The 17,786-nt window shown below is 57.4% G+C and carries 15 protein-coding genes; 10 read left to right on the forward strand and 5 right to left on the reverse strand.

The annotated features are described in order from the left end of the window. Positions 1-34 precede the first annotated feature (34 nt). Positions 35-658, forward strand: a complete 624-nt coding sequence (locus TRM7557_RS08380; protein ID WP_058289777.1) for a glutathione S-transferase family protein — start codon at positions 35-37, stop codon at positions 656-658. Positions 659-684: 26 nt separating this feature from the next. Here TRM7557_RS08380 and TRM7557_RS08385 read toward each other — a convergent pair whose 3' ends face one another. Continuing rightward, positions 685-1,665 carry an MBL fold metallo-hydrolase gene (locus TRM7557_RS08385; RefSeq protein ID WP_058289778.1) on the reverse strand — a complete coding sequence of 327 codons (981 nt, stop codon included), beginning with the start codon at positions 1,663-1,665 and terminating at the stop codon, positions 685-687. Positions 1,666-1,838: 173 nt separating this feature from the next. Between TRM7557_RS08385 and TRM7557_RS08390 the strand changes: the two genes are divergently transcribed. The 5 genes from TRM7557_RS08390 (at position 1,839) to TRM7557_RS08410 (ending at position 6,945) form a co-directional block, all read left to right on the forward strand. Then, positions 1,839-2,765 (forward strand): LysR family transcriptional regulator, encoded by a 927-nt coding sequence (locus TRM7557_RS08390; protein ID WP_058289779.1) that lies wholly within the window; start codon positions 1,839-1,841, stop codon positions 2,763-2,765. Positions 2,766-3,016: 251 nt separating this feature from the next. Then, on the forward strand, positions 3,017-3,379 hold the full coding sequence (locus TRM7557_RS08395; protein WP_058289780.1) for a response regulator: 363 nt from the start codon (positions 3,017-3,019) through the stop codon (positions 3,377-3,379). A gap of 157 nt (positions 3,380-3,536) precedes the next feature. Next, positions 3,537-4,058, forward strand: a complete 522-nt coding sequence (locus TRM7557_RS08400; RefSeq protein ID WP_058289781.1) for a response regulator — start codon at positions 3,537-3,539, stop codon at positions 4,056-4,058. Next, positions 4,055-4,939, forward strand: coding sequence for a phosphate/phosphite/phosphonate ABC transporter substrate-binding protein (locus tag TRM7557_RS08405; protein WP_207382647.1), 885 nt, complete (start codon positions 4,055-4,057; stop codon positions 4,937-4,939). The genes TRM7557_RS08400 and TRM7557_RS08405 overlap by 4 nt, the downstream gene beginning before the upstream one ends. Next, positions 4,924-6,945 (forward strand): ATP-binding protein, encoded by a 2,022-nt coding sequence (locus tag TRM7557_RS08410; protein ID WP_058289782.1) that lies wholly within the window; start codon positions 4,924-4,926, stop codon positions 6,943-6,945. The genes TRM7557_RS08405 and TRM7557_RS08410 overlap by 16 nt, the downstream gene beginning before the upstream one ends. A gap of 57 nt (positions 6,946-7,002) precedes the next feature. On the opposite strand, the gene TRM7557_RS08415 is transcribed toward TRM7557_RS08410, so the two are convergent. Further along, positions 7,003-9,246: a xanthine dehydrogenase family protein molybdopterin-binding subunit gene (locus tag TRM7557_RS08415; RefSeq protein ID WP_058289783.1), complete on the reverse strand. Its 2,244-nt coding sequence runs from the start codon at positions 9,244-9,246 to the stop codon at positions 7,003-7,005. A gap of 3 nt (positions 9,247-9,249) precedes the next feature. Next, positions 9,250-9,711, reverse strand: coding sequence for a (2Fe-2S)-binding protein (locus TRM7557_RS08420; RefSeq protein ID WP_058289784.1), 462 nt, complete (start codon positions 9,709-9,711; stop codon positions 9,250-9,252). A gap of 593 nt (positions 9,712-10,304) precedes the next feature. Between TRM7557_RS08420 and TRM7557_RS08425 the strand changes: the two genes are divergently transcribed. From TRM7557_RS08425 to TRM7557_RS08440, 4 genes are all read left to right on the forward strand, one after another. Beyond that, positions 10,305-11,168 (forward strand): hypothetical protein, encoded by an 864-nt coding sequence (locus TRM7557_RS08425; protein ID WP_058289785.1) that lies wholly within the window; start codon positions 10,305-10,307, stop codon positions 11,166-11,168. Between the two features lie 97 nt (positions 11,169-11,265). Further along, positions 11,266-11,511 (forward strand): helix-turn-helix domain-containing protein, encoded by a 246-nt coding sequence (locus TRM7557_RS08430; protein ID WP_058289786.1) that lies wholly within the window; start codon positions 11,266-11,268, stop codon positions 11,509-11,511. A gap of 26 nt (positions 11,512-11,537) precedes the next feature. Next, positions 11,538-12,803, forward strand: a complete 1,266-nt coding sequence (locus TRM7557_RS08435; protein WP_235811433.1) for a type II toxin-antitoxin system HipA family toxin — start codon at positions 11,538-11,540, stop codon at positions 12,801-12,803. Positions 12,804-13,124: 321 nt separating this feature from the next. Next, positions 13,125-13,322, forward strand: a complete 198-nt coding sequence (locus TRM7557_RS08440; RefSeq protein WP_058289788.1) for a hypothetical protein — start codon at positions 13,125-13,127, stop codon at positions 13,320-13,322. 61 nt (positions 13,323-13,383) lie between these two features. On the opposite strand, the gene TRM7557_RS08445 is transcribed toward TRM7557_RS08440, so the two are convergent. Both TRM7557_RS08445 and brxL read right to left on the reverse strand, forming a co-directional pair. Beyond that, the gene (locus TRM7557_RS08445) at positions 13,384-15,513 is read right to left on the reverse strand and encodes a GmrSD restriction endonuclease domain-containing protein (RefSeq protein ID WP_058289789.1); all 2,130 of its coding nucleotides are present in this window, start codon (positions 15,511-15,513) and stop codon (positions 13,384-13,386) included. 189 nt (positions 15,514-15,702) lie between these two features. Then, positions 15,703-17,778, reverse strand: a complete 2,076-nt coding sequence (gene brxL / locus TRM7557_RS08450; protein WP_058289790.1) for a BREX system Lon protease-like protein BrxL — start codon at positions 17,776-17,778, stop codon at positions 15,703-15,705. Positions 17,779-17,786 lie beyond the last annotated feature (8 nt).

Genomic DNA, 17,786 nt, shown 5'->3' on the forward strand with positions numbered 1-17,786 from the left:
AGCCGCAGACAGAGGTCGCTTAAGGGGGCAGGCAATGATTGATCTTTACACATGGACCACGCCAAACGGGCGGAAAGTGTCGATCCTGCTGGAAGAACTGGGCCTGCCTTACACAGCCATTCCAGTGGACACTGGCGCAGGCGATCAGTTTGCACCCGACTTCCTGAAGATCAGCCCCAACAATAAAATCCCGGCAATTGTGGACCATGACACCGGGGTCTCGATGATGGAAAGCGGAGCGATCATGGTCTATCTGGCTGAACGCTACGGTGGCTTTCTGGGCCCGGACCAGCGGCTCGAGGTGATGGAATGGCTGATGTGGCAGATGGGCGGTTTCGGCCCCATGCTGGGGCAGGCGCATCACTTTCTGCACTATAACCGCGGCAAGTCCGACTATGCCGAGGAACGCTACGCGACCGAGGCACGGCGGCTATACGGCGTGCTCGACACTCGGCTGGGGCAGGGGGAGTTTGTGGCGGGGGCCTATTCGATTGCTGATATGGCGATCTGGCCCTGGGTGTCGCGCTATGAATGGCAGGGCATCGACCTGAGCGCCTTTCCCAATGTGCGCCGCTGGTATCAGGACATTCGCGCGCGGCCTGCGGTGCAGAAAGGCTATCACCAGCCAAAATGGGTCAACGAGATCCCCGAGGGTTAAGCCCCCGGAGATCTGTATAGGTTGATTTACAGCGCGTAGTCCCAGGGTGCCGCCTGGAAGCGATAGGCGTCGCCGTCGCGCAGAACCAGACCAAAGCCCGGGAAATCCAGATGCGACCCCGTCACGCGCAGCCCATCGGCCGCTGCCATATCAAGCATTTTGGCGCGGGTTGCTTTGGTCACCTCAGCATCGGTGTCAAAGGCCAGCGTCACATCCGGGTAGGCAAACTGAATGCCGGTCATATGGATGACATCGCCCCAGAACAGCAGGCTGTCATCGCCAGAGTTCAGCAGAACCCCCTGATGGCCCGGCGTGTGCCCCGGCAGCGCCTGCGTCGACAGACCGCCGCCAAGATCCGCATCCCCTGTTACCAGCTTCAGACGGTCCTGATAGGGCGTGGTGGTCATGCGTGCCGCTTGGAAGAAGGCAGCCGCCCCTTCGCCTGCGGCAGTGCGCATCTCGTCGCTGTACCAGAAATCCCATTCGGTCTGGGACACGATCAGCTCGGCGTTGGGGAACATCGCCGCACCGCCTGCGTCGATCAGGCCGCCGACGTGGTCCACATGCATGTGGGTCAGGATCACCTGATCAATCTCTTCCGGGCTCACCCCGGCAGCGGCGAGGTTTGCCCCCAATGTGCCAAGGGTCGGCGCAAAGAGGTTCGACGTGCCGGTGTCGATCAGGGTAGTATTGCCGCCTGCCTGAATCAGATAGCCATTGACCGGAATGCGCAGCCCGTCTGCCTGCATGGTCTGGCCATAGCGCGCCAGCGACTGGCCGGCCGCTTCGGCGTCATAGGTCGACATCAGGGCCGGGGCCACATCCAGATAGCCATCCAGCAGGGCGGTGACAGTGGCCTCACCGACCTTGCGGCGTTGGACGCCTGCTACCTGATGGGCCGCGGCCTGAGAATGGCCGGAGCCTGCGCGGGCCACAGCCGGAAGAAGGCCAGCAGCCAGCGGGGCTGCGGCGGCGGCAGCAAGAAATGTTCTGCGGGTGGAAGTCATCAGAAACCCTCCTTGGGGCATGAAATCAAAGCAGCAGCGCCGATGCCCAACAGCAGTCAGCGCCACGCTTGCAATATGGGGCAAGATTTCCCGGCCCGGGAGAATTGTAATTCTGATAGGGGGTATTAGATGAGCTAATAACCGCGGACCGTGCGATCAGGGAGCAGGCTCATATGGACAGGCTGACAGCATTTCAAACCTTTGTCGAGGCCGTCGACAGCGGCAGCGTGAACCGCGCCAGCAAGCGGGTGAAAATCAGCCAGTCGGCCGCCAGCCAGCAGATTCAGGCGCTGGAGCGGTTCTTTGATCAAGAGCTCCTGCAACGCAGCCCCAGCGGCGTGCGGGTGACCGAAGCTGGCCAAGTGGTCTATGACCATGCGCAGGAAATTCTGGGGAATTACGGCGGGTTGCTCAATGCAATGAACAGCCGCAAAGGCCGCGTGCAGGGGGTGGTGCGGGTGTCGATGGGGTCCTATTTGGGCCAGCTGACCACCGGGCCTGCGCTGATTTCGCTCAAGCAGCGCCACCCTGAGCTGGAACCGATGATCCATCTCGAAGACCGGTTTGTGGATATTCTGAACGAACCCTATGATCTGCTGCTGCGCACAGGAAAACTGGGCGACAGCGGTGGCGTTGCGCGCAAGATTGCGTCCATTCACACGGTGCTCTTTGCCACGCCCGAGTATCTGGAACGCCATGGCCACCCGCAGGTGCCCGAAGACCTGCAGCGGCTGCGCTTTATCCGGTTTTCCGATGACCCAAATGCCTCGCGCCTGCCGATCCTTCAGGATGGGGCGACGCAGCATGTCAATGTGCCGGTGGGGATGACGGTGGGCAGCCCCGACCTGATCCAGCGCGCGGTGCTGGATGGCATGGGCTTTTCGCGCGCGCCCCTGGCCGTGGTGTCCGAGGCCCTGGCGTCTGGGCGCATTGTTGAAATCCTGCCCGGGTATCAGGTGGCGCCCAAGGATATGTTCCTGATCTACCGCAGCAAACAGGCGATGGACTTTACCCTGCGCACGGTTGCCCGCAGCCTGTGGGCCGCGCTTGCGGAAACCGAAGGTGTGGTGCCCGTCTCCAATTTCCTCAAAGAGGCCTAAGCCAGCGCAACACCGCTGCGGCTCCAGCCGATTTCTGATCCACGCCGAGTGAGGCAGGGGGGCAAATTTGCGCGCGTCGCCTGTCCGAATGCGCGCCGCTGCCACCGTGACCGCAGGCTAATCTGACCTATCCGTCCGTGAGTATAGACATATTTTCTGATGGATTTGTGGTGGGTGGGGCAATGGGCCTGCGCGCGGCAAGAGGCCGTTAAACTCTGACGGCCACACTGACGACACAGACCGGAGGTGACATGACCAATATTCTGATCGTAGATGACGAGCCGCTCTTGCGCGAAGAACTTCAGGAATCTCTCGAACTGGAAGATTACGAGGTGGTGGCCGCCGCCTCCGTTCCCGAAGCTCTGGAAGAGCTCGCGGAAGAGAGCTTTGATGTTGTGGTAACGGATCTAAAGATGCCCAAAGTGGGCGGATTGGAGCTGTTGCGGAAACTATCGGAGCAGGGGTTCAAAGGCCGTGTTGTCGTGGTCAGCGGCCATGGCGCAGAGAGTTCTCGGGAGGATGCTTTGGCCTTGGGGGCTTCGGCGTGTTTCGCCAAACCCCTTGATGTTGAAGACTTAATTGACCTGATCGAAGGTCGGTCAGACGCTGCTTAAGGCCAAAAACAAACAATTTTACACGCGTATAGGGTGTATACGCCTTTTGAACAGGGCGCCGCCGCTCAGGCGGATAGGGGGGCACTTTTAGAATTGTGTACAAAGGTACACTGACCGCATGCTGAAGCCGTAAAGTAACGTTATGAGGAGATTAGGCATGAGTTCTAAAGCAGATGAGACCCCGAACCAGCAACTGACCGTTCTTCTGGTCGATGACGACCGGGACGCGCTTGAAGAGCTGAAGGACATTGTCGATCTCGAAGGGTGGAACGCGATTATCGCGGACAGTGTCGACATGGCGCTTGAGGTGCTGGAATGGTACCCGTTCATTGGCGTTGTTGTCACAGATGTCCACTTTGTTGATCCCTCGGGCGACATGTCCAATGGCATCCAGCTGGTGTCCCGTGCGCAGGCCCGTTTCCCTGGACGCGACCTCAATTTTGTTGTTCTGAGCGGCGACCCAAGTGCGCTGAAGTCCTCGGTCCAGATCGGCGCTGTGGATTTCCTGTCCAAACCCCTGGATGCGGATGCGCTGATCGCAGCGATCACCGCAGGTGCAGGTGAAGGCATGGCTTATTTTGAGGATCCGGACCGGGCCGAGAATCTTTTGGAACGTGTTCAGAGCACCACCGAAGGTGTGCATGCCGCAAATGTCAAAGCCGCAGGAGATGCCGCATGAAACCTGTGTTCAAACAGCTGACGTCGGTTTTGGCCGCCATGGCCGTCTTCGGCGGTGCCCATTTTGCACAACCCGCCATGGCCAGCAGTGGGGCCGGGGGGCAGGTTCTGACCTTTGGCATTGTGCCGCAGCAATCTGCCAGCCGATTGGCCAAGATGTGGGGCCCGTTTCTGGCAGAGCTGAGCGCGCAAACGGGCGTCACCTTCCGCTTTCGCACCACCAAGGACATTCCCACCTTTGAGGCCTGTCTTGCATCCGGCGCGTTTGACGTCGCCTATATGAACCCGATGCACTACACGATCTTCTCGAGCGAGGCGTCGTACACCGCCATTGCGCATCAGTCCGACAAACGCCTCAAAGGTGTGCTGGTGGCGCGGGCGGATGCCAGTTTCGAAGATCTGGAGGGGCTGCAGGGCGGCACGGTTGCTTTCCCTTCTCCAGGAGCGTTTGGCGCCAGCATCCTGAACCGCGCGCTGCTGGCTGAAAACGGGGTGGAGTTCGACCCTGCCTATGTGAAATCCCACGACAGCGTTTACCGCGCAGTGGCGGCTGGTCTGATGGTGGCAGGCGGTGGGGTCACGCGGACCTTCAATGCGGTTGATCCCGAAATCCGGGCGCAGCTGCAGATCATTCAGGAAACCCCGGGCTATACCCCCCATGCGATCGCGGTGCACGGCGCGGTGGATGCGCAATTGCGCGATGGCATTCAGGGCGCTTTGATGACCATTGCCGAGGCACAGCCAACCCTTGTGACGGGGATCGGCATGAAAGGCTTTGTCGCCGCAGGTGATAGCGCCTGGGATGATGTGCGGTCACTGGAAATGTCGCGGGATGAAACCGGTATTTCTCGTAAGGGGGATGCTGTATGTCCTTCCGATTAAAGACAGTTCTGGGGATTGCACTGATTGAACTGACGGTTATGGCAATCCTCATTATGATCAACCAGTTTGCTCTGGGTGGCTCTGCCGCCACCCAGTTGTTTCAACGGGCAGAAACCACCGCGCGGGTGTTTTCAAACGCGGTCTCTGATGCGGTGATTGCCACGGATCTGGCGACGCTGGATGCCACAATTGCAACCGCCTTATTCGGGGAAGAGCTGGAATATCTTCGCGTGCTCAGCCCGTCTGGCGTGGTTCTGTCAGCGGGCGGCGATGCCGAAGCTCTCGCGCGCCCGTTCGTGGCGGATGCGGATTTCGACAGCGCCCGCAGCGACCATATGATTGACCTCCAGCTGCCGATCATCGTTTCAGGCACGACCTTTGGGGTGATTGAACTGGGCATGTCCACCCGCGCAATCGAGGCGGAGCTTGCGTCTGCGTTGCGCTGGAACATTCTTATTGCCGTTATCGGCATGTCGCTCGTTGCGGTCTTTGGATATCTTCTGGGGTCTGTTCTGACCCACCAGCTGCATTGGCTGCAAAAAGGGGCGGGGGCCATCTCCAGCGGCGATCTGAACCATCGGATCAAAGTGCGCGGGCGGGACGAACTGGCCGTGACGGCCAGTTGTTTCAACGATATGGCCCAATCGCTGTCTCAGGAACGTCACAGGCTTCAGGAACAGCATCGGTTCTTGCTGAACCGCAAAGCACGGGTGGAGGTTCTGGTCAAATGTCTCACGGAGATCTCCAAGAATGAACAGTTCGGCGACAGCCGTGTCTTTATTCCCGATACGGACCGCGAGGATGAAATCGGGGATATGGCGCGGGCAACCGTGGTCTTTCGCGATGCCATGGAAGAAATCGAATCCGCAAGGCTTAAACAGCAACGTCTGATTTCGGCCTTTGATCAGGTCGAAGAACAGGTGGCAATCTTTGGTTTGGATGGCAGCGTCCTGTTCCTCAATGCGGCTTTCCGCCGTGCAAACGACACCATCCTGTCCACCATCGGCCACGAGCAGTTTACGCTCAAAGGGTATCTTGAGGTGGGCGTGCGTCTTGGGGTGTTTAAGGACGCGCTGGCCGAAGGCACCACCGCGCAGGACTGGATCACCGGGCGCTTGGCCTGCAGCTCTGGCACGCCACGCGAACTGAACTGTGCCCCCGACCGGGTGCTGTTGACGGTGCAAAGTCAGGTCGATGGCATCGGCACCGTTCTGTCCGCAAAGGATATCACCGATCTGCGACAGTCTGAAAACCAGCTGATCCAGGCCTCAAAACTGGCCACTTTGGGCGAAATGGCGACCGGCATTGCCCACGAGCTGAACCAGCCTCTTGGCGTGATCCGCATGGCGGCCACCAACTGTGTGAAACGGATTGATCGCGGCAAAGGCGACTTTGATTATCTGCGCAGCAAACTGGAACGGATGGGCGAACAGACCGAGCGCGCGTCGCAGATCATCAATCACATGCGGATCTTCGGTCGCGAGGCCAGCGGTGAACAAACCCCATTCGATCTGCGCGACAGCCTGACCGAAGTGGCCAGCCTGGCGCGGGCGCAGCTGCAGACCCTCGACATTGGTTTGCGCGTTTCCGTACCGGAAGACGTCGATGCCACCGTGCTGGGGGAACGGGTCATTTTTGAACAGGTGCTGCTCAACCTGATCTCGAACGGGCGCGACGCCATTGAGGCGCGCAAACTGGCCGAGGGCAGTAATGAAGGACGCATCACCATTGATGCCGAATTCGGCACGCCGGATGGCCACGTCCTGACCGTGCGCGACACGGGCGGCGGCATTCCAGAGGCCGTGATGGACAAGCTGTTTGAGCCCTTCTTTACCACCAAGGAACCGGGCAAAGGCACAGGGCTGGGGCTGTCGATCAGCTTTGGCACCATACGGGACATGGGCGGCGTGATCTCGGCCACCAACGAAGGCGAGGGCGCGTGTTTCCGGATTGTCCTGCCGGATCAGGGCGCAGCCAAAGAAGAGCCGCTTGCGGAAACGGCCTGAGCCATGCCATGACGGCGACAGCCTGCCTCCCCATATCGGAGGCAGGCTTTGCGGTTTTCAGACGAAGTCGATGTGCTTGTTAAATGGCATTTCGCGGATGCGTTTGCCGGTGGCCGCAAAGATCGCATTGCCAAGCGCAGGCGCTGACGGCGGGATCGGCGGTTCGCCAAAACCACGGATTTTCTCACCGTTTTCCAGCGCGCGGAACTCGATCTCGGGGCATTGGTTCAGGCGCATGGCCTCGAAATCATAATAGTTCGCCTGTTCCGCCATGCCGTCGGAATAGGTGATTTCGCAGTTCATTGCGTGGCCCAGACCAAAGACCGTGCCGCCTTTGGCGAGGTTGTCGAGGTTTACAGGGTCAATCACCTTGCCCACGTCACCTGCGACCCAGACCTTTTCCAGCTTGATCGCATCGTCGGTGTTCACCACCTCAACAATGGTGGCCACCGGCACCCCAAAGGAGAACCCATAGGCCACGCCGCGCCCCCGGCCATTGCCAAGATCCGCACCGGCCCAGTTGCACATGTCACCTACGGCTTCCAGCACTTTGACCGATGGTTCATGGCCCATCAGTCGGATCCGCTCCATCAGCGGGTCCGCGCCTGCGGCATGGATCGCCTCGTCCAAAAGCGTTTCATAGATGAACACATTGGGACCCGCGCCCACAGCGCGCCACGACGACACCGGCGCAAGGTTTTCCACCGCATAGGACCGCACCCGCAGGTTCAGCAGGTTGAAATAGGGCGCATCCCAAGCGCCTTCGTGCAGCTGCGCGTCGGGGCCGGGCAGGCTCATGCCAATGCGGCCCATCTGCGATTTCATCACTGACTGACCGGCGATCTGAACATCCAGCGCATTGACCTTGCCGTCCTTCACCTTGGCAACACCGCGCCCCATGGTGATGTGGCGGGGGTAGTCATGGGCAAAGTCTTCTTCGCGGGAATAGGTCAGCTGGACGGGCGTCCCGCGTATCTGATTGGCGATCTCGGCGGCTTGATCGACAAAGCCGAACTCCAACCGGTGACCAAAGCTGCCGCCCATGAACATATTGTGCAGATGGACGTTTTCGACGTCATGGCCAGTGATGTCCGCGACGCGCTGTTCCAGCATGGTCTGGATCTGGTGACCGGTCCAAATGTCGACGCGGTCATCGGTGACCAGAACGGTGGCGTTCAACGGCTCCAGCGGCGCATGGGCCAGATAGGGCGAGCGGTATTCGCCAATCACAGACGTGCCCTCTGCCGCGCCGGCGTCGCCGACGGTGCGGGCATCGGCGTTCAGGAATTCTTCCGAGAACGCACCAGCCAAGGTGTGCCAATGGTCGTCCTGTTCCGCGGGGTAGGGGGCAGGACCCCAGTCAAAGGTGATCGTATTTGCCGCCTGAATGGCGCGCCATGTGTTGTCGGCGACAACCGCCACGCCGTTCTGCACCGGCAGGATCTTTTTCACACCGCGCATGTTTTCCGCCGCCGAGGCATCATAGCTGTTCAGCGCGCCGCCCTGACGGGGGTTCATCTTGACCGTGGCGTGCAGCATGCCTTCGGTGCGGAAATCGATCCCGTATTGCAGCGTGCCGGTGGATTTCGCCACCATATCTGCCCGCTTCATCGGCTTGCCGAGGATCTTCCATTCCTTGGGGTCGCGCAGGGTCACATCCGTTACCGGGTCGATGGTCGACGCCAGTTCTGCCAGTTCGGTGTATTTCACGGCACTGCCATCGGGGAATAGCACCGCGCCGCCTTCGGTTTTTAGCTGATCCACCGGCACGCCGGTGTTTTGCGAGGCCGCCAGTTTCAGCGTCTCGCGGGCAATCGCGCCCGCCTCGCGCAGCTTGTCATAAGAATCGGGAATCGCCGAAGAGCCGCCGGTCGCCATCATCGGCATCACCAGCTTGATCACGCCGCCCAGTACACCGCGCATGCGTTCTGCCGCGGGGCTGTTGTCATACATCGGATAGCCGGCCATCGCATCCATTGCAGCCGTGTTGTAATAGGCGCGATCGGGCACGCCAAAGCTGATCTCGACATCGTCCAGCGCGACATCCAGCTCTTCCGCGATCATCGCCGCCTGCGCCGAGAAAATGCCCTGACCCTTGTCCGCATGGGGCGCGATCAGGGTGATCTTGTCGCTGTCAATAATGACCCAGGGGTTGAAGCTGGCGCTGCCGGGCGCAAGATCATCCAGATTGGGGTTCGGAAACGGGGTCTTGGCCTTGTAGACGCCAAAGGCCACGCCCCCGACAACCGCAGCAGAGCCAATCAGAAACGAACGGCGGGCAATTTTACCAAATCTACTCATCGATCAGGCCCCCTGCAGCATGCTGGCCGCGTCTTTGACGGCCTCGCGAATACGCGGATAGGTGCCACAGCGGCACAGATTTCCCGACATTGCGTCGTCAATATCAGCGTCGGTTGGGTTTGGGTTCTGGCTCAGGAAGGCGGCGGCCTGCATGATCTGGCCGGACTGGCAATAGCCGCATTGCGCCACCTGATGTTTCTCCCAGGCCTGCTGGACAATATGCAGATTATCGGGCGTGCCCAGACCTTCGATGGTTGTGACCTCGGCGCCCTCGAGGTCGGCGGCGGGCACCTGACAAGAACGGACAGCCTCGCCGTTCAGGGTGACGGTGCAGGCGCCGCATTGGGCCACACCGCAACCGTATTTGACGCCGGTCACCCCCAGCTCGTCCCGCAGGACCCACAGAAGGGGCATATCCTCTTCGACGCTCACCTCATGGGGCGTGCCGTTTACAGTTAGCTTCATGACGTGGCTCCTTCTCCAGACGCACGGCCTTTGCCGCATTCTACGCGGATTCAAGCACAGGAAAAAGAAATCCCCCTCGCATAGCGTGCCAAACGATTGGTAATCCATGCCAACTTGGCGAAGGACCGCCGACAATCAACAGCAGAAGAAGCGCGCGCTCAGGCCATTTGGGTCAGCCGAAACAGGGCTATGCCAAGCCGTATCGGGGCGACAAGAGGGAGGAGGCTTTCGACATCAAACCACGATCACTGCTGCCCCGGGGGGGGACGCTTTTGATCTAAGTGGTTGATTTTATGTGGAGGCGAGTACCGGAATCGAACCGGTGTACACGGATTTGCAATCCAGAAAGAGCATAAGCGAAAACAACGGCTTAAGGGTGCAAAACACCCCCTGACAAAAAGTGAACAAAAAGCGAAAGTTTCAAAGCCAAATTCGCCGGTTCAAAACGAAAAAGGCCCCGTCACAGCGGCAACTGTGAACCGGGGCCAAATAGAAAAAGCCTGTCAGCTTTCGAAGTACATTAGCACAGGCCAGCGCCACACCGCAAACGCTCAGTCCGCTTTTTCGTGGCCTCTGACCGGTGAGGTGGTCCAATGAGCTGGCGCATCGCAAACGAATGCGCTGAGCGTCGCTTTGGTAGCGCCGCACGCAAACAGATCATCATGTTCCTGGCCGATAAGGCGAGCGATGATGGCTCGGGCATCTGGTGCTCCAAGGGGACGATCCAGCGCCACACAGAGCTCAGCGAGAGCACAGTGAAGCGCACCATCATCGACTTCCTGCGCGAAGGCATTCTGATCGAGACAGGGCGGCGGCACTGCAAGAACGGCTACACCGTCATTTACCGGATTGTGTTGGAACGCGTGGCCGCGCTCGAACCCACGGCCGAGCCCGATATTGAGACGGGGGTCACTGTGAACCCCGTCCAGCCTGAACCCGGTACGGGGTCCACGGTGAACGGGGTACGGGGTTCACGGTGGACCCCAAACCATCCTAAAACCATCCATAAACCACCTACGCGCAGGCGCGAGGTGGCGGAAGAGGTTGAAGATCTTGAAGCTGAGAAGATCTTGGCAGTCTATCCCGAGGACAGGATCCGAGACCGGCAGACCAGTCTGCGCCTGATCGCAGCAGCTGTGAAGGCCGGAGTGAAGCCCGATGATCTGAGGCAGGCGGTCAAAGCCTATGCCAAGGAAAGCGAGGGCTTCACGCGCAGCAAGGTCTGTTTCTCAGACAACTGGTTCAAGATGCGCCGGTGGGAGAAGGGACTGGCCCAGATCCAGGCCGACCGCGAGAAGGCGCGAGAGGCCGAAGCCAAAGGCCGAGCGAGCCTCGCCGAGTGGATCCACGAGCGCCATCCCCTTTGCCGCCACATCACCAACCGGCAGATCGAGGATTTGATTGCGTCAAAACTGGTGACGCCAGAACAGGTCCGCGCTGCGGGACTGCAGGTGTGAGTGCAAATCGCATGTTACGCTGTGGCGCAAAATTTAGATTTTTACGTTGCAGCGTAATTTGTTTTTATTTACGCTGTGCCGTAAAAGGAGCCGCGTCATGGACCTCACAGCACGAACGGCCGAGCAGATCGGCGAGGCACTCCGCCGGACGCGCAAAGCGCGCGGCTGGACCCAAAGCGATATCAGCGCGCGCACGAATTTGCGCGTCGCGACGATTTCGTCGCTCGAGAATGGCGACGCGGGAACCAAGCTCGCCACTGTGCTCGCTGTCATGGCGGCTCTTGGGCTTGAGTTCCGAATGGTGGAGCGCGGTGGCTCGCTTGAGATCGAGGATATCTTCTGATGGCGAAACGCGGGCGTAGCGGCACTATGCAGGTGCTTCTAAATGGAAGGCTGGTGGGGGCTTTGCGTCTTGCAGGCTCAGGCGCAATCAACTTCACCTATGATCCGGACTGGCTGTCGTGGCAACACGCCATGCCCATCTCGCTTTCGCTGCCTTTGCGCGAAGAGGCGCACCAAGGTGGTCCTGTCATTGCCTATCTTGAAAATCTGCTGCCGGACAATCAGGCGATACGTGAGCGCGTAGCCGCTCGGGTGCGTGCAGGCGGTACGGACGCCTGGCACATGCTGGAGAAAATCGGGCGCGATTGCGTAGGGGCCTTGCAGTTCGTCTCTGGTGAGGTCCCAGAGGATGGCACACTCGAGGGAGAGCCCGTGTCTGAGGCGCAGATTGCCGATATGCTGCGCAACCTCGCGAGCGCTCCGCTAGGCTTGGACGAGGAAGACGACTTCCGCATTTCCATCGCAGGGGCGCAGGAGAAAACGGCGCTTCTGCGCCATGAGGGCGCGTGGATCCGTCCATCGGGGCTCACCCCAACGACCCATATCCTCAAGACTCAGCTAGGTGTTTTACCCGCAGGGATTGATCTATCCGACAGCGTTGAAAACGAGTATTTCTGCATGAGCTTTTGCCGCGCCATGGGCATGGATGTGGCGGAGGTCGAGATTGCCGACTTCGAAGACGTGCGAAGCCTTGTCGTGACGCGGTTCGATAGGCGCTGGACCAAGGATGGCCGATTGATCCGCCTCCCGCAGGAAGACTTTTGTCAGGCGCTATCGGTCCCACCCAGTCAAAAATACCAAATGGATGGCGGGCCAGGGATCACCGAAGGGGTCGAGTTGCTGAAGGGCAGTGATGATCCCGAGCTGGATCAGCGCGCCTTCTTCCGCGCGCAGGTGCTGTTTTGGCTCCTGGGAGCGACGGATGGGCACGCCAAGAATTTCAGCATCGCTTTGCGCCCTGGTGGTTTCCGTATGACCCCGCTTTACGATGTGCTGAGTGCCCAAAAAGCAGTGGATGACAGTCAAATTCGCCAAAACCGGATGCGCCTCGCAATGGCGGTCGACGGGCACTATCGGATCAATGAGGTGGTGCCTCGCCATTTCCTGCAGGCAGCGAAGGCGGCAGGTTTTGGTGTCGCGCTGGCCGAAGAGATCTTGTCGGACATTGCGACAGAGCTTGAACCTGCCATGGACAAGACACTCGCAGGCTTGCCGGATGGGTTCCCACAGTCATTGGCCGAAGCCATTGTTGCTGGCGCAAGACGTCGCGCAGCTGCCTTTTGCGCCGTATGATCCGCAGATCATATTTCCGCTTTATGATCGTTAGATCATATTGACTGAGAGCAATCTGCAGGACCAGTGCAGTAGTTGCAGCATTCCGGGCCAACTTTGACGGACCAGCCCAGAGATTGATGGCCGAACTCAGATCCTCAATGCCGTGTTTCTGATTGCTGAACATAAGCGGGCAGCCGTAGCAGACGCGGGGCAAGCCCCGCTTCAACAAGAAAATTCCCCTGCGCCAGCGCATTCCTCGCGAGGCAAGTTTCTCGCTGACAGCCCCTTGGTGCCAGCTTTGGTCATGTTCATCGAAACACTCAAAGTGAGGATCAAAAAATGGCTACTCAAACTCTGAAACTGAACGTCAAATCCGGCGAAAAAGACGGCAAGAACTTCTGGGACCGCTGCGGCGTCGTCTTCGTCAACACCGACGACAGCGGCAAGATCACTTCGATCAACGTCAAGCACAGCATGTTCCCCGACGTCGACATGGTCGCCTTCCCTCGTCGCGATGAAGACCCGGTCATCGAGTGATCTTAGCGCCAGGGCGGGACTCCCGCTCTGGTGCCCCGTTGCTCAAGGCTCTGGACTTTTCTCAGAAGCGTCCCTTGTTCCATTCATGCTCTTCCGCACGCGAAAGGGGCTGCGATGATCCTTCTTTGCGTACGAAGAACTCCTCCTTACCTTCGGAAATCACGTAAACGGGTTTGTTCGCCCTTGTGACCTCAACATGACAAATCTGTTTGTCGTCATAGGTGGGCCAGTTGAGTTTCCAGAGCTTCATAACGTCCTTGCCGAGGAACTTGTCGAAGATATTAGCAATGTGGAGTTGAAAGCCGTCCCGATCTTTCTTTGAAAGTGTGCCGCAGTCGAGTTCGAGGCCAATGGCATTCCCATGGTCATCTACACCAATGAAGAGGCTTCCACCGTCAGAATTCATGAACGCCGCAACTGTCTTGGCGACCACGTGCTCGAGCTTCTTGTTCACTTCGCCAGTACGCATGTCGTATCGCAGAGTGGATTTAAACTCTACCAGCTGGCCTTCCCCCTCGAGGATCATTTCGTGGATGGGATCGATCTGAGCAGGTGCCTCGGATGGTTCGATGCGCTTCAATATTTCGGCATAGAGAACTTCTGAGCGACGCTTCAGGAATGCAGTGAAATCGTCTTGAACAACTGAGGCATCATCCAACTCGATGAGATGGCTGCTCAGCGCGTGTTTCAATTCTGAGTTCTCATCTGCAAAATCCGCTAGATAGACCGATGGGGCCTTTGCGCCGATCCGCTTCTTGTTCAGTTCGGCACTGACCAAAGTGATGTTGACAATCGAGTTGGCATAGGGGGTTTCTGCATCGCTGCCATGTTTGCGGACAAATGCCCTCGGAAAGAAATGGTGGTAGTTCTTACTGCTGGCGATCTTGAGATAGGAGTTATCCAGAAGCACTTTACCGTTTGTGTCGAAATCTTTTGGTTCATGATATGCGAGAATGCACAGGATCGACTTGCAGATGGCGTTCCCGGTCGAGAAGTCTGTTTCACGAAGATCTTGAGCTGAATTGATGAAAAGTTTGAACTCGGGGTAAGCTGGCCGCTGGCCTGCTATGATTAGATCAACTTTCTTGATATCAGCCGCCAGCTTGGATTCAGTTGCCGATGAATACCGCAGCGACAAGGAAGAACGCCAGAAGAGCTCTTCCAGATATTTCCGTTGCTGCCCGCTGGGTGACTTGCCCGTTTTCAAGAAGAAGTAGGCAAAAGGCACGATAAGAGTGTCGTAGGGCAGAATTTGGGAAACAGGTATCCGCAATACTGTTCGGAAGTGATCGATGGTCTTCTCGATCGCAGAGATGACATCATCCCACCTTGCAATGATGTCCGCCTTGTCCAGGCCAAGGATCGTCTTTCGCTTGCACTCCTTCGACTCGCTTATGACGAGGCTCAGGATTTGCAGAAGAACAGAGGGAGAAATGTTCTCATACTTGCTGTCATTAAGTTTTTTCTGGAACTTCTCCCAACGGGCCTGCATGTCGAAATCAGCGGCTTCGTCGTAGGTCTTGGCCGACATAATTTCGAAAAGCGTGAGAACCTTTCCCCCTGTATTTATTCGAGTAAACACCTCAATGGCGGACTCGATATCGTTCTGCCGAAGGGTGACGGTTGAGAACGCATAGGTCTTAAAGGCGCTGGAATAAGAACTGATCTGATTGATTTGTGGTTTCTCAAAACCACGCTGTTCTAGTTCATTGCCCATCTGGTAATCAAAGTTCAGAACGTCATGCAGAGGTATGAAAACCTCCGTCTCGTCTTTCACGGTGACGATGTCCTTTTCCTTCTCCTCGAGGTTCTCTTCCAGGTTCACGACGATGTCTTTGTAGTCGGTCACCTTTTTCTCGGTGGGTTTTCTGATCTGCGCACCAAGATAAGCCGCGAAGAGGGAAGTGATGCGTTGCTGCCCATCAAGGACATACTGAACATTGCGCCCTATGGGCGTCTCGGGTAGGTCAAAGCCACCAATGTTTTTTATATCATTGATGCGTTGATCCGTTTCCCAAAGGATGAAGGTCCCGATGGGATAGCCTTTAAGGATCGAGTCCAGAAGCTTCGCAGTTGCCTTCAAGTCCCAGACGAAATCCCGTTGGAACTTGGGTACTTTGATGATGCCTTTTTTGACGTCCGAGATCAGGTCGTCGTATGTCTTCGAATCTGGCTTTGGCTGGTTATTCATTCGTTCGTCCGTCTAATTTCTGCGCATCTGCAATTTTGGTTCGTTCGCAAGCCGTTCCTGCAAATCTCCGTGCTTGCGCAGGTTCAAGTCAGAAAAACGCTTCTGGGACAGGCGGGACAAGCGGTTTTGGTTCAAATCAACGCGGAACATGGCTTTGCTCTTTTCTGAAATATCTACTCAGTTTCACCGTTAGTCTTGCCGCACATAGGTCACATAGAAGTTCTTCAGCATGCGATGCTCTTGCAGGCGGTCGCCTAGGCTGAACCCGTCACGTCGCATAGGCGCTTGGAAAATATCTAAACCGCGATCAAGTACGATTTTCCAGCCGGTATCGGTGACGATGTCTCTCGAGTGCGCGGTCCCTGAACCATCAAATGCCCAGGTGAAATCAACGCCCGAACCAATGCATGCCTCGGTAATGCTCTCCAGCAATTCGCGTTGCTTTTGCACGTTGCCGTCATCAGGCCCGGTGACAAGATGGATAGCCACTTGATCTTCCAACGCCTTGCGCTGAATCACCATCTCGACGAATTCCATCATGTTCTTGATCTGGTAAAAATAGCGAATGTAGGGGTCTGTCACTACGATCCGCGATGCACCGTCCAGATAGGGCCCGAACAGTTTATCGTAGCTGATGCCTTTTCGGTTTTCGGCGAATACGTGGTGACCCTCTTCGGCGCGCGGCTTGGCGGGCGCTGAGGTCTCCGATGTGTCGCGCGGCTCATATTCGACTTCGATGATATCATCATCGACAGCATCAGTGGGTTGGTCCTGCTGCTTTGGGTCTAAGGCAGGCTTCAGATAGTAGAATTGGGGGAACTCTTGCTCTTCGACGGTCTGGACGCGCCGCTTTTCCCCATCAGAGCCAGTGTAGAAGAAGTCGACATCTGGATAAGTCGCATCGATCCGAAACAATTGGTCCTTAACGCGCTTTCGACTTTCAAGTGCGAGCTGCAAGAGCTCTTCAACGTCATCGGCTGTTTCATCTCCGGCAGGGAAAATCACCTTCAGGAAGCCCGAGATGGTCTTGTAGACGGCGTCCCGATCACGGGTTGAAATCTTCTCGCTGACTTTGAAATGCAGGTCCGGCCGGTTGGAGAAGTCTTCTTGGCGCAAATGGCGAAGGATCTCGGCGAGGTAGTCGACAATGAACCCGTAGCCAGTGGTGAACATCTCGCCTCGGATCACGTCGATCTCCCAGCCAGGCAGATAAGCGTGGAGGCGGTCAATGAATGCAGAGTCATGGAACTGGGGTGGCAGGGCTTCGAACAAGTCGCTGTTCTTGAGCATGAATGGCACATTGTGGTCTGTGTTGCCGACAAACGCGAAGCTCGCTTCTGCCCCCATGGGGTTAACCCCGCGCGAGAAGGTCTTGTTTGCCATGTAGTTTTTCATGATGTCGACCAGGGCCTTGTTCGCAGTTTTCTCGCGCCCTGCAAATTCATCAAAGGCCACCACATCCCAATATCCGACCAGTCCGATCCTCCCATTCGAGTTGTTTACAAACAGCTTCGGGATGGTCACTTCGCCGCCGGAGATCAGCTGCCCGTGTGGCGAAAACTCAGAGTAGATATGCGATTTACCCGTTCCCTTTGGGCCAAGTTCGATGATGTTATAGTTTCGCTCCACGAAGGGGATCAGCCGCATCAGCTGCAAAAGCTTGCTGCGACGTCCGAAGGCTTCAGGATTGAAGCCAATTGACTGCATTAAGAGATCAATCCACTCGTCTTTGGTAAATTGCGCGCGCGCCTCCTTGTACCCATCGTAATCGACCTTGGCGATCTGGATGGGTTTGATGGTCTCGAGCACCCACGGAGACGTTCGCGCGTCTTCGGAAAACTCGTATTGAACATCAGCAATACACCATACACCGGTCACAAGCAGCTTTGGATGCGCTTTGACCGTACCGCTGTCCACCGCAACCTTTTTGATGCCCAAGTTGTCGAACGTGGCCTCGTAGCTGTCTGTTTTTTCGTTCAGCGAGACGCTGATTTGGTCGATGACTTTGTAGCGTCCCTTTTCCTTGATCGTGGATTGGATCAGTCCCGCTTCGCTTCTGTGAACGTAGTGCTTTCTGAGGATTTCTTTGACGGTTTCGATGCCGCTCTCGATTGATGCTTCGTCGTCAGTCGCACAGTACTGCCCAAGCAGGTATTCGAGGACATAGGTTGGAACGATTGCGTTGCCTTTGACCGCTTTCACAAGATCTTTGCGGACCACGTAGCCCGCGAAATGCTCGTTAATCTTTTCGTCGAGTGCGCTCATGATAGGTC

This window comes from Tritonibacter multivorans (genome assembly GCF_001458415.1).
Classification (GTDB): domain Bacteria; phylum Pseudomonadota; class Alphaproteobacteria; order Rhodobacterales; family Rhodobacteraceae; genus Epibacterium; species Epibacterium multivorans.